Origin of the sequence: Nocardia sp. CWNU-33 (assembly GCF_046764895.1) — a bacterium.
Taxonomy (GTDB): Bacteria; Actinomycetota; Actinomycetes; order Mycobacteriales; family Mycobacteriaceae; genus Nocardia.
The window spans coordinates 212,923-225,454 of record NZ_JBKOQN010000009.1 but is presented as its reverse complement, the minus strand read 5'-3'; the positions used below and the strand labels follow the sequence as shown (position 1 = coordinate 225,454).

Here is a 12,532-nt window from a genome sequence, read left to right as displayed (position 1 = left end):
CGCGGTCGTCTTCCAAACAGCCCCCACAGGTTAACTGCTTACCGGCCAGTATGGATGCTGAATTGATATGGAAAATTTTACCGCCGTTGACATTTCACCATTTTCCCAGGTAGACGGGTTGCGCAAGCACGATTCAGACCCCTCGACGACGGCGATTCGACTGCGGTAACGCAGATTCCGCTACCACACAGCGACCTGGATATCCATTTTGGATGCACCATTGTCGCCACTTGGCAGCCTCCGATCAAACCCGGACAACGCACACCGACCGGTCGGTAACCAAAGCGTTGCCGGTGCCATGAATTTCGTGGCACACGCGTCCCATTCGATAAATATGACATGTCAAATGCAACGACCGTTTTCCGCCAGCACCGCACTACCGCTGCGGCTTGACTGAGTACAGCGATGCGGCGCACGACCGAGACAAGATCCAGGTCTGCAGCTACATCCGACATGAAAAGTCAAGGACGAGAAGGGAACTGAAGACGATGTCTACACGCTTCGCGGAGAAGGTCGTGCTGATCACCGGAGCGAGCTCGGGGGTCGGCAAGGCGGTGGCCCTGCGCGTCGCCGCCGAGGGCGCGGCAGTGGTACTCGGCGCTCGTGGCAAAGACGCAGGCGAGCAGGTCGCCTCCGACATCCGCGCGGCGGGCGGCCGCGCGCTGTTCGTGCCGACCGATGTCACCGTCGAAGCCGACGTGGCCCGGCTGACACAGGCCGCGTTGACCGAATACGGCCGCCTGGACGGAGCCTTCAACAACGCGGGCGCGATCAACGCCTTCGGCCCGGTCTCCGATATCGAGGAGTCGGGCTGGCGCGCCGATATCGAGCTCAACCTGACCAGCGTGTTCTACGGTCTGCGCCACCAGGTTCCGGCATTGGTCGCCTCCGGCGGCGGCGCGATCCTGAACAACGCCTCGAACCTCGGCGTGGTGGGCATGGGCCAGGTCGCCCCCTATGTCGCGGCCAAGCACGGCGTGATCGGGCTGACCCGCGCGGTGGCGCTGGAAACGGCCGAACAGGGTGTGCGGGTGAACGCGATCACCTCCGGCGCGATCGACACGCCTGCCTTCCGCAACTCGATGGGCGCGACACCGGAGGGCGAAGCGGCCATTGCCGCACTGCATCCCCTCGGCCGAATCAGCAAGCCCGAGGAAATCGCCTCGTTCTGCGCGTACCTGCTCAGTGCTGAAGCAAGCTTCATCACCGGCGCGGCACTCGCGATCGACGGCGGGTTCACAGCTCGATAGGTATCGCGTCCTTGTGGACAGGCGCGGCACCTCGGCTCGAACACGCCCTCATCGCGTGGCCGCCGGCCGAGGTGCCGACAACCGCTCTGGCGACCCTACCGCGTGATCGCCGCCGCCGGACCGAGTCCGGACAACAGTCCCGCATTCGGACCGAGAGCGCACCGGCCGAGGGCAGAAAGCGATCCGGCAGTGCCATGGCGGTCTGCGACTGTGCGTATCAGACCGCCCCCGCAGTCGTTGCCGCCCGTCCGCCCGATCTGCGGGTTGCGAGGGGCGGCTCGGCCTGCGATCAAGCGCGGGCGAGCAGTCGGCGGATCGGGCCGGGACGCTGTGCCGCCCCTGTCGCGTGCACCGCAGGCTGACGGTTGCGCACCAGGCGATCGAATTCTTTGGCACTGCTGCGGGGTTCGCGCAGCAGACCGGCGTTGAAATCGTCGGCCAACTGCTGCACCGTCTCCTGCGCACACGACTTGTTGGTGCCGATGAAGCCGGTAGGGCCGCGCTTGATCCAGCCGGTGACGTAGGCGCCGGGAAGCACCGATCCGCCTGCCTCCTGTAGGACACGTCCGTTCCGGTTCGGGATCACCGCGGCCCGGTCGTCGAATGGCAAGCCGGGCAACGCAACACCGCGATAGCCCACTGACGTGAGGACAAGTCCGGCGTCGATCCGCTCGGTCTCCCCCGTCGCGACGGCATGTACCCGGCCGTCCGGATCGGTGCGGAGTTCGTTGCGACCGACCTCGATACCGGAGACCTCATCGGTGCCGAGAATTTCGGTCGGCGCGGCCAGGTAGCGGAAGATGATCCGTTTGCGGCCACCGAACGGGCGGTCGGCCACGCTGCGCAGCAGTCGCAGCTTCTGCTCCACCTGGTAAGGCAGGCCCTCGACCGGTTCGGGCAACTCGCCCTCGATGGCGATATCGACATCGGCCCCGAGCAGACCCACGAATTCCGGAACGGTGAAAGCAGATTCGGCAGGACCACGGCGGCCGAGGATGACGACCTCCTCGATCTTGCTGTGCTGCAACGCCCGCAACGCGTACGGCGCGATATCGGTGCCCGCCAACGACTCCGGATCGCTGGCGAGGATGCGCGCGACATCGAGCGCCACATTGCCGTTGCCGACGGTGACGACCCGGCGTTGCGACACATCGAAGGTATCGCCCGCATGATCGGGATGCCCGTTGTACCAGGCGACGAAGTCGGTGGCGGAGACATTGCCCGCCAACCCCTCACCGGGGATACCGAGCTTGCGATCCGAGGACGCACCGACCGCGTAGATCACCGCATGGAAGTGCCCGAGCAGCTCTCCATGCGAAACATGCTTGCCCACTTCGACATTCAGATAAGACCTGAACCCGGGCTGCGCCGAGATGACGTCGAACAGCTCGCTGACCTGCCTGGTCCTGCCATGGTCCGGCGCGACGCCGTGGCGGGCGAGCCCATAGGGCACCGGCAGGCGATCGAAGACGGTCACCGACACCTCGGGCTGGGTCAGCAGCTCATCGGCCGCATACATCGCCGACGGCCCCGACCCGACGATCGCCACCCGCAGCGGCCGGCGTTCGGTATGGATCTCGGCCGCAGGCACCGGCCGCGCGAGCAGCGGACGCGGGCGCGCCTGTCGGTAGAAGTCGGCGTTGATCTCGATGAACGGCTTCTGCTCATCGGTCAGCTTCTTCGACGAGGTGATGGCATCGACAGGGCAGGCGCTGGCGCAAGCACCACAGTCCACGCACGCCTGCGGGTCCACGTACAGCATCTCCGCCGTCAGGAAGTCCGGTTCGTCGGGCGTGGGATGGATGCAGTTGACCGGGCAGGCGTAGACGCAGGACGCGTCGCTGCAACAGGATTGCGTGACAACGTAGGGCACGTCAGGCAGCCTTGACCGCGCGCAACGGCTCCGAACGGTAGCGGGTGGTGTGGCCGTCGATCCGGAGCAGCTTCCAGACCGCCTTGGAGATCGGGTTCATCAGGCCGATGTCGTTGGCCAGGGTGCGCACGTCGGCGAAGTAGTCGCGGAAGACCTGCTTGGCTTCCTTGGAGCCGTAGAACAGCTCCTTGCGGACCGACTGCGGGATGTCGAACTCCTTGAAGAACGCCTTCGGCGGCGTCGCGATCGAGCGACCGAGGATCCACATGACGATCGGCATCGCAACCGACAGCACCAGCTTGCCGGCCGGGTTCGCCTCCGGCACATGCTTCTTCAGGAACTCGTGCGCGAAGGAGATATGGCGCGCTTCCTCGGCGACGTGAATGGCCATCACGCCGAGCATGATCGGATGGACCTCTTCGCCGGAGCGCAGGATGGCCTTCTGGATGTGGTCGATCGGCTCTTCGCCGGCCAGCACCGCCATGAAGAACAGATTCGGGAACAGCCCGGCCACCGGAGCGCCGAGGTACTTGAACTTGCTCACCAGCGGGCCCATACCGGGAACGTCGACGCCGATCCGGTTCACCATCTCCTGGAACATCAGGGTGTGGTTGTGCTCCTCGATCATTTCGTGGGAGCAGTAGCGGAATTCGGGCGAGCCGTTGGGCAGGCCGAAGTTGTGCGTCGCCATACCACTGATGAGGATCGACTCGAACTGCAGACCGACCTTGGCCACGTTGGCCTGACGGTACTTGCCGATCTCGATCTTCTCCTCGTCGGAGAGTGCCAGGTACCAGGGATGGCGGCCGAGGGTGTCGCCGGACATCGGCAGGATCCACCGCTCTTCGCCGGCGTCGGCCGCGTAGTCGGGGTTGTCCCAGTCGATGTCCTCGAACGGGTCGAAGTGCTTGTTGACCGAACCCTCGGAGAGCAGCAGCAATTTCGCTGCGTACTCCTGCGCCTTCTCCAGATCGGGATCGATTGCGGGCGTCACGGCTGCAGACATCGTCGTCACTGCCTCTCCTCATGGGACCAGTTATCTGTTTCCCATGGTTACACCAACGACGGCGGCAGTCAACCTGGCACCCACTCGGCCTCCCCGGCGGCGAACCGGATACTCGCCACCGCAGCCGCTCTCCTCCGCGTTGTCACACCCCGAGCTGCGACAATCCCGCGACCACCGAATCTGCGGACAAGGCGAGGGCAAGCGCGACACTGCCCGCCGACATCCCCGCCGCAATGGCGACCTTCGTCAGCTTGCGCCGCGTCCGTCGCGACAACAACAAGGCCCTCGTCGTCGCCCTGCGGTGCGACCCGCGATGTTTGCGCCCGTGTGGAATGCCCGCTGCCTCCTCGGCAGCGGCCGCCGACCTGCGTGCCATGATCGCGGCACCGTCGGCGATCGTGCGCTCCGGATCCGGGGCCGTGATCACCGGGCGCGCCAACTCACCTGCCAGCACCTGAGAGACCTCGATCGGCCGAGCCGCGCCACCGACCACCAGTACGCAGTCCACATCGGCCATCGTCACGTCGGCCGTGCCGAGGCAGCGATACACCAGTTCCAAAGAGCGGCGCACATGCTCGGTACGCAACGCATCGGCGGTCGTGCCGGTGACCGCCCCCGACAGCGAGGCCGCGGCAACACCGGTCCCGACCCGCTCGGCAACCAGCGCACCGAAGGCGCGGCCGCCGAATTTCGGTGAGCGCAGTGGGACGCCGACGATCGGATTGTGCGGACAGCCCGCGCCGACTCGGACCAGGGTGACGTCGAGGGTGGACCCACCTAGGTCGTAGACCAGCGCCAGCCCCGGCATGAGCGGGCCGCGCGTGGCTTCCAGCCAGGTCGCGGCGGCGACCGGCTCGGCGATCAGCGCCACATGCCCGAGAGCGACGGCATCCAGTGCCGCGCGCAACTCGGCCAGGTGATCGTCGGTGTAGCCCGCCGGATGGGTCAGCGCGATCCCGGCCTCGACCGCCCGGCGATCGCGCCGCGCCTCGGTGATCAAACATTCGGCGACCACTGCGACCAGGTCGGCGGACGACAGGGCGCGGTGCCCGACTCGGGCCCGCAAGGTGGTGCGCTGGGTGAGGTCGGCGAATTCGGTGATGGCGCGACCGTGCCGCGGGATCATGCCGACCCGCGCCATTCCGGTGCTGTCGAAGGTGAGTGTGGTGCGGCGGGTGATGGCGGGCGAACGCTCGGCGGCGGAGCGTCGCCCCGGCGGAGCCTTGGCCGAACCCTCCTGCGCCAGAGCGGAAACCGTGTTCACTGTGCCAATGCTCAAACCGAGACCAACCGCCATCGCAATCCACCTGATCGCCGAGCCGATTTGCTTCGAACCCTACTAACGCAACCACTTGGCGACCCGCCTGCCAACCACCGGACACACGATTGTCCGCATCCCGCCTGCACCGACACAAGTCGTATAGCGAAGGCACCGAGCGCCGCTCACCTGCCGCGCTGCGCCCAACGTTGCGCAGGCAGTCGGATTTCCTTACGGCGCGGCGAAATTCGAGGATGCCCTGTCCGAGTTAGCCAGCCGCGGAGCAGACCGTCCAGTTGCCAACAAATACATCTCCTGCCCCGTAATACGGGCACAGCGCTATCCCGTCCGGCAACAAGACAGCACCGCCCCAGTTACCGTCTGGCTGAATCCCTCCACTGCACAGGCACTTCCGGATCTCCACCGGGTGCGCATTCGCCTGGTGCGTGACGATTTCCGTGACCATGTCCGCCGCCTGCTCCTGCCACCTGAGCAAAGAGCGCGAACGCTGGGTGGCGGCATGCCAGAAGGGCCGGGTGCATGAAGTCCGGCACGTGCACCTGAAGTGCCTTATCCGGCGGGCAACTCCGGAATACGGGTGGCACGGGCGAAGACCGTCTCCCCCTCGTTCAGGTGCAACGCCTCGGCATCGCCGCGGGTCACCTGAGCCGCGAACAGATCGCCGGTGGCTGCGTTGCGCAGCTCGACACGCACTTCGAAACCCAGATGCACGATACGTTCCACGGTCGCCCGGGTGACACCCGCCGATTCCGCGGTGCCCTCGTGCGCGGCCAGCGCCATGCTCGCGTCGCGGCCGACCCGAATATCGTGCGGACGCACCAGGTGTCCGTTGAGCCGAGCCACTGCACCGAGGAACGACATCACGAACTCGTTGGCGGGACGGTCGTACACGTCCTCCGGAGTACCGACCTGCTCGATGCGGCCCTTGTTCATCACCGCGATCCGGTCGGCGACGTCGAGCGCCTCCTCCTGATCGTGGGTGACGAGCACGGTGGTCACGTGGACCTCTTCATGCAGCCGGCGCAACCAGGTGCGCAGGTCCGCGCGAACCTTGGCGTCCAATGCGCCGAACGGCTCGTCGAGCAGCAGCACCTGCGGGTCGACGGCCAGCGCGCGTGCCAGCGCCATGCGCTGACGCTGACCGCCCGACAGCTGTGCAGGGTAGCGATGCTGGAAGCCGTCGAGGCCGACAATGCCGAGCAGTTCGTCGACCCGCTTGGCGATTTCGCCCTTCGGGCGCTTGCGGATCTTCAGCCCGAACGCCACGTTGTCGCGCACCGTCATATGTTTGAACGCGGCGTAATGCTGAAACACGAAACCGATGTCACGCTTCTGCGGCGCTACCCTCGTGACATCGCGCCCCGCGATCACGACGACGCCGGAGTCGAGCGACTCCAGCCCGGCGATCGATCGGAGCAGCGTCGACTTGCCCGAACCCGACGGTCCGAGCAGCGCGGTCAGCTCTCCGGAGGGGATGTCGATGGAGACATCGTCGAGAGCGGCGAACGAACCGTAGTTCTTCTTCGCGTTGTTCACGGTAATCATGGGTGGCCTCCGGCAAGGGTGATCACTTGGTGCCCCGCTTACGTTCGAGGAGGGTCATCAGCAGCAGTACGACGAGCGCGATGCCCATCAGCAGGGTGGCGGCGGCATATGCGCCGAAGGTGTTGTGGTCGTTGATGTATCGGCCGTGCACGAGCAGGGTCAGCGTCTGCGACTTGCCGGGCAGCGCGGAGGACACCATGATCACCGCACCGAATTCGCCGAGCGCGCGAGCGACGGTGAGTACAACGCCGTAGGTCAGGCCCCAGCGGATCGCGGGCAGCGTGATGCGCCAGAAGGTCTGCCACCGGGATGCGCCGAGCGTAGCCGCCGCTTGCTCTTGATCGTCGCCGATCTCGTGCAGTACCGGCTCCACCTCACGCACCACGAACGGCAGTGTGACGAAGATGGTTGCGATCACCATGCCCGGCAGATTGAAGATCACCTTGAAGCCGAGGTCCTCCAGACCGCCGAACCAGCCGTTGGCGCCCCACAGCAGGATCAGCGCGACGCCGACCACGACCGGTGAGACGGCGAACGGCAGGTCGACGATGCCCTGAACCAGCGTGCGGCCGGGGAACTTACCGCGCACCAGCGCGAGCGCGGTGACGATGCCGAAGATGACATTCACCGGCACCACGATCGCCACGATGATGATCGAGAGCTGGAAAGCGGAGATCGCCGCGGGCGTGGTGATCGAGTCGATGAACGCGCCGACGCCCTTCTCGAAGGTGCGCCACATAATGATGATCAGCGGCAACACCAGCAGGATGAACAGATAGCCCAGTGCGATGGTCCGCAACGAAATGCGGGTCAGTGGAGAAAGTTTCATCGAGCGGCCTGTTCTTTACGCGCACTGCGCTCGGCAAGCAGCCGCAGTACGAACAGCGCCACGAACGAGATGGCGAGCAGCGTGACCGACACCGCCGCCGCGTTCACCGGCCGGTCGATCTCGATCTGCTTCTGGATGTACTGCGAGGCCATCTCCGTCTTGCGTGGAATGGCTCCACCGATCAGCACCACCGAGCCGTATTCGCCGATGGCACGGGCGAAGGCGAGGCCGCCGCCGCTGATGACGGCGGGTGCCAGGGTCGGCAGCACAATCCGTCGGAAAGTGGTCCAGTTGTCCGCGCCGAGTGACAGTGCGGCCTGCTCCACCTCGCGGTCGGCCTCGATGAGCACCGGCTGCACCGAGCGCACTACGAACGGCAGCGTGACGAACGCCAATGCCACGATCAGGCCGGGCTGGGTGGCGTTGAGGTGGATGTCGATCGGGCTCTGCGGCCCGTACAGCGACAACAGCACGATGCTGGCCACGATGGTCGGCAATGCGAAAGGCAGGTCGATGAGTGCGTTGACGACGCCTTTGCCCGGAAATTCGTCGCGGACGAGCACCCACGCGATCAGCGTGCCCATCACGACGTTGATCACCGCGACCACCACCGACACCAGGATGGTGATCCGCAGCGAGTCGAGCGCGGCGGGTGCGGTGACGGCGTCCCAGAACCCGGACCAGCCGTTGTCGAAGGACGTGACGGTAAGGGCGGCCAGCGGCAACAGCACGATGATGCTGAGCCACAGCACGGCGGTGGCGATGCCGAGCGGACCGACCGAGCCGGTGACCCGCAGCCACGACCAGTTGAAGCGCCCGGGCGCTGCGGCGGTCACTTTCGCGCCCGCCTCTACGGAAACGCCGGAACCGGGCGCGGGCCCGGTTCCGGTGTTGCTGCTGTCTGTCACAGTCTCGAGTATCCCGTGTGGCTCAGGTCACCGAGCTACTTGGTGGCCTTGTCGTAGATGACCGCGACGGAGCCGGTGTTCGCGGTGAACAGCTCCTTGTCCACGGTCTTCCAGCCACCGAGATCGGCGATGGTCCACAGCTTCTGCGGGGTCGGGAAGTCCTTGGCGTAGTCGGCGGCCACCTTCGGGTCGACCGGGCGGAAACCGGCCGAGGCCCACGCCTTCTGGCCCTCAGGGGTGAACAGGAAGTCGCGGAAGGCGGTGGCCTTCTCCAGGTTCTTGCTGTTCTTCAGTACGGCGACCGGGTTCTCGATCTTGAACGTGGTCGGTGGGACGACGTGCTCGATCGGGTCGCCCTTACGCTCGGAGAAGAGCGCCTCGTTCTCGTAACTGAGCAGCACATCACCGGTGCCTTGCAGGAAGGTCTCGGTGGCCTCGCGCCCGGACTTCGGCTGGACCTTCACATGCTCCTTGGCGATGAGCTGGCTCAGGTAATCGAGGCCGGCCTGCGGGTTCTTGCCGCCATCGCTCTTGGCGGCGTACGGGGCGAGCAGGTTCCACTTGGCCGAGCCGGAGCTGAACGGGTTCGGGGTGACCACCTCGACGCCCGGCTTCAGCAGGTCATCCCAGTCCTTGATGCCCTTCGGGTTGCCCTTGCGGACCACGATCGCGACGACCGAACCGAACGGAATTCCCTTGGTGGCGTCGGCATTCCAGCTCGCGTCGACCAGACCCGCGTCGACCAGTCGGGTGATGTCGGGCTCCACCGAGAAGTTCACGATGTCGGCCTCGGCGCCGTCCTTGACCTTGCGGGACTGGTCGCCCGAGGCACCATAGGATCCGTTGACCTGGACGTTCTTGCCTTTTTCGGTCTTGTTGAACTCGGGGACCACCTTGTCGAAGCCCGGCTTCGGCACGGCGTAGGCGAAGAGGTTCAGGGTGCCGCCGCTACCGTCGGAACCACTACCTCCGACGGTGTCACTGGCTCCACCGCCGCACGCGGTGAGTGCAACCGCCGCGATCGCTGTGAGAGCGGCGGCGGCATAGCGTCGACGCGGCGAGAGCCAAGATTTGCGAGACATGTGGGGTGGACCTTTCCAACGGAACCGTCACTGCCGGCACGGCGATCGATGACGGAGGAGCTGATGCTGATCGGTAGACCTGCCGCTGCGGCAGTGGCGCGACTCTCGGCCGGACGGCCGTCGGGGTTCGGACACATCTGCGAAAAAGGTGCGTGCCAGTCTACGAGGAAACGACGCGCAGAAGTGCCGGGTTACCGATCAACGACAGTGAATATCGGCGACATCGAGATTGCCGACAGCGATCAACGCCAATTCATGGCGGACCAGCGGGACGGCACTCGAAGACACGGGCAGACTGTAGCAGAGCGGACGCCACTGTCTCGAATTGTGACGGCGACGGCTTGCAGGTTGCTGACAACAGGCAGAGTTCCAGGAAGAGGGGGTTTTCATCCCATGACTACCAGCCCGGATCGTGTCCGCACCCGGTTGCCGGGCATCAGCACGCGCGCCTGGGAACATCCGGCCGACCGCACCGCCCTGGTGACACTGCGCTCGCTGTCCGGATTCGACGTGGTGCTGCGCGCGCTGTCAGGGTTGTTGCAGGAACGCCAGCACCGGCTGCTGTATCTGGCGACCGCCGTCCGGGTCGACGAGCGCCAGTTCCGTTCACTGCACCAGTTGCGCGAGGACTGCGTCGAGATCCTCGACGCGCGTACGACGCCCGAGATGTTCGTCTTGCAGAGCCCGGAGGTCAACGCCTTCACCATCGGCATGGACACCCCGTTCATCGTGCTGACCACCGGACTCATCGACCTGATGGACATCGAAGAGCTGCGTTTCATCGTCGGCCACGAACTCGGCCATGCCCTGTCCGGCCACGCCGTCTACCGCACCATGCTCATGCACCTGTTGCGGCTGTCGGCCAGCATCGGCTGGATGCCGGTGGGCGGCTGGGCATTACGCGCCATCGTGGCCGCGCTGATGGAGTGGAGTCGCAAATCCGAGCTGTCCGGCGACCGGGCCGGACTCCTGTGCGGTCAGGATGTCGAAGCCTCGGTACGGGTGCACATGAAAACCGCAGGCGGCACCTGGATCAAGGAAATGAACCACGGCGCATTCCTGGCCCAAGCCGACGACTACGAACGCTCCGGTGACCTGCGCGACGGCGTCCTGAAACTGCTCAACCTGGAGTTGCAAAGCCACCCGTTCTCGGTGCTCCGCGCCGCCGAACTGCGCCGCTGGATCCAATCCGGCGAATACAACCGCATCCTGGCAGGCGACTACCCGCGTCGCGAACACGACAAGAACACCAAAATCAGCGACGAAATGAAGGAAGCCGCCCGCACCTACCGGCAGAACTTCGACCAGTCCGAGGACCCACTGATACGCACCGTCCGCACCCTCGGCAAGGACGTGGGCTCGGCGGTGAGCACCGTCGGCCACGAAGTCGGCGAGACGGTGTCGAAAATCGGCAAGCGCTTCAACGACTGGCGCACGGGAGAACGGGACAGCCCGCCCACCGAGTAGCCGGTCGAGCGAGGAGACACAGCCGCTAGACAACGCAACCACAGCCATTCCCTGTGCAGGCAGGCACATAGCTGCCACCTCGGGGACTGGCTGTGGTTGCGTTGCAGGCACTTTGGGCTGTCGAGCGTAGTGAAATGGTGGTTCCGAGCTTGGCCCGAGCCGCCATTTCACTACCGCCGAATAACCGAGAACCCCTGTGCCACAACGATCAAGATGCGGCCCCTGCGTTGTATGACTAGGGGCGGTCGAACTCGCCGTCGTTCACGCCAGCGGTGAAGGCTTCCCACTCACCGGGCGTGAACACCAGGGCCGGGCCGGTCGGATTCTTCGAGTCACGCACCCCGATCTGGCCCCCATCGAGGAACGCGACCTCGACGCACTGGGAACCGCTTTCGCTCCGACTGCTCTTGAACCAGCGCGCCCCAGTCAGATCAACGTTCACTCTCAAAACCCCTTGCCACCTGCCGTAGCAGGTCTCGCGTACTCGTGGCATCCAGTGTCGTGTTTCGGATGGCCTCAGCCACTTCATGGTAGCGCTGCACATCTTCCTGCTTCTCCACGTACAGATCACTTGCCAACCGTCCCTCGACGTACACGACGGGCGGCTCCTTGCTGTCGGCTCCGAAGTCGAGAATCACGAACGGACCATGTAGAAACCCCCAGGTCATGCCTTCGGAGTACGGATGCACATGCACCGTGATGTTTGGCTTGGTGCTCAGGTCGGCAAGGTGCCTCAACTGCGCGGCCATCACGCGCGGCCCGCCGACAACGCGATGCAGAGCAGACTCGTGCAGTAACACTTCGACGGTAAGTGGCTTCACCTTGCGTGCGTGAATCACCTGTCGGTTCAGCCGAATGTCCACCCGACGTTCGATGTCGTCGGGGTTGTCATAGCCAGGAAACGCACTGAACGTGGCGCGGGCATAGTCTGCGGTCTGGAGCAGCCCAGGCACCTGCTCTTGGTAGGTGACGAGACTGCGGGCCGACCTCTCCATACCGACGTACATGTTGAACGCGTGGAACTTGCCGTTTGGGGCATGGGTGGCCCGACGATCTGGCATCCGGTTCAGCGGCTCACGATGCTGACGGGTGCATACTTCGACGACGAGCACGGCCCATCGATAGACCGCCTTTTACGGCATACCGGTTCGGTTCTGGTGGAGCCGGGAAAGTCGATCGTCCTCACCACGCCTGGCGACGGCGGCCGTGGTTGGGCGACCCCGATCAGAGACCTGTTCCGGCCGACGATGGCAACCGTCCTCACCACGCTGGCCGAATGCGCTTCCAGGGAGC

Annotated in this window: 12 protein-coding genes; 2 read left to right on the top strand and 10 right to left on the bottom strand. The window is 65.2% G+C overall.

From position 1 onward, the window contains the following. Positions 1 to 488 precede the first annotated feature (488 nt). Positions 489 to 1,250, top strand: a complete 762-nt coding sequence (locus ACLMAL_RS15170) for an SDR family NAD(P)-dependent oxidoreductase (RefSeq protein WP_411999639.1) — start codon at positions 489 to 491, stop codon at positions 1,248 to 1,250. A 289-nt stretch (positions 1,251 to 1,539) separates the two neighbouring features. On the opposite strand, the gene ACLMAL_RS15165 is transcribed toward ACLMAL_RS15170, so the two are convergent. From ACLMAL_RS15165 to ACLMAL_RS15130, 8 genes are all read right to left on the bottom strand, one after another. Further along, positions 1,540 to 3,123: an FAD-dependent oxidoreductase gene (locus ACLMAL_RS15165; RefSeq protein WP_411999638.1), complete on the bottom strand. Its 1,584-nt coding sequence runs from the start codon at positions 3,121 to 3,123 to the stop codon at positions 1,540 to 1,542. A gap of 1 nt (position 3,124) precedes the next feature. Further along, positions 3,125 to 4,129 (bottom strand): AurF N-oxygenase family protein, encoded by a 1,005-nt coding sequence (locus ACLMAL_RS15160; protein WP_411999715.1) that lies wholly within the window; start codon positions 4,127 to 4,129, stop codon positions 3,125 to 3,127. Between the two features lie 142 nt (positions 4,130 to 4,271). Further along, on the bottom strand, positions 4,272 to 5,393 hold the full coding sequence (locus ACLMAL_RS15155; protein ID WP_411999637.1) for an Hsp70 family protein: 1,122 nt from the start codon (positions 5,391 to 5,393) through the stop codon (positions 4,272 to 4,274). Between the two features lie 564 nt (positions 5,394 to 5,957). Then, positions 5,958 to 6,953, bottom strand: a complete 996-nt coding sequence (locus ACLMAL_RS15150) for a sulfate ABC transporter ATP-binding protein (RefSeq protein WP_328410611.1) — start codon at positions 6,951 to 6,953, stop codon at positions 5,958 to 5,960. 22 nt (positions 6,954 to 6,975) lie between these two features. After that, positions 6,976 to 7,782 (bottom strand): sulfate ABC transporter permease subunit CysW, encoded by an 807-nt coding sequence (cysW, locus tag ACLMAL_RS15145; protein WP_411999636.1) that lies wholly within the window; start codon positions 7,780 to 7,782, stop codon positions 6,976 to 6,978. Next, positions 7,779 to 8,618, bottom strand: coding sequence for a sulfate ABC transporter permease subunit CysT (cysT, locus tag ACLMAL_RS15140; protein WP_411999714.1), 840 nt, complete (start codon positions 8,616 to 8,618; stop codon positions 7,779 to 7,781). The genes cysW and cysT overlap by 4 nt, the downstream gene beginning before the upstream one ends. A 107-nt stretch (positions 8,619 to 8,725) precedes the next feature. Next, positions 8,726 to 9,772 (bottom strand): sulfate ABC transporter substrate-binding protein, encoded by a 1,047-nt coding sequence (locus ACLMAL_RS15135; protein ID WP_411999635.1) that lies wholly within the window; start codon positions 9,770 to 9,772, stop codon positions 8,726 to 8,728. Positions 9,773 to 9,970: 198 nt separating this feature from the next. Next, positions 9,971 to 10,060 carry an Ms4533A family Cys-rich leader peptide gene (locus ACLMAL_RS15130; RefSeq protein WP_328410605.1) on the bottom strand — a complete coding sequence of 30 codons (90 nt, stop codon included), beginning with the start codon at positions 10,058 to 10,060 and terminating at the stop codon, positions 9,971 to 9,973. 105 nt (positions 10,061 to 10,165) lie between these two features. Between ACLMAL_RS15130 and ACLMAL_RS15125 the strand changes: the two genes are divergently transcribed. After that, positions 10,166 to 11,239, top strand: a complete 1,074-nt coding sequence (locus tag ACLMAL_RS15125) for a M48 family metallopeptidase (protein ID WP_411999634.1) — start codon at positions 10,166 to 10,168, stop codon at positions 11,237 to 11,239. Positions 11,240 to 11,474: 235 nt separating this feature from the next. On the opposite strand, the gene ACLMAL_RS15120 is transcribed toward ACLMAL_RS15125, so the two are convergent. Together ACLMAL_RS15120 and ACLMAL_RS15115 are read right to left on the bottom strand one after the other, a co-directional pair. Then, the gene (locus tag ACLMAL_RS15120) at positions 11,475 to 11,681 is read right to left on the bottom strand and encodes a DUF397 domain-containing protein (RefSeq protein ID WP_411999633.1); all 207 of its coding nucleotides are present in this window, start codon (positions 11,679 to 11,681) and stop codon (positions 11,475 to 11,477) included. After that, positions 11,671 to 12,351, bottom strand: coding sequence for a DUF5753 domain-containing protein (locus ACLMAL_RS15115; RefSeq protein ID WP_411999632.1), 681 nt, complete (start codon positions 12,349 to 12,351; stop codon positions 11,671 to 11,673). Before ACLMAL_RS15115 ends, ACLMAL_RS15120 begins: the two co-directional genes overlap by 11 nt. Positions 12,352 to 12,532 lie beyond the last annotated feature (181 nt).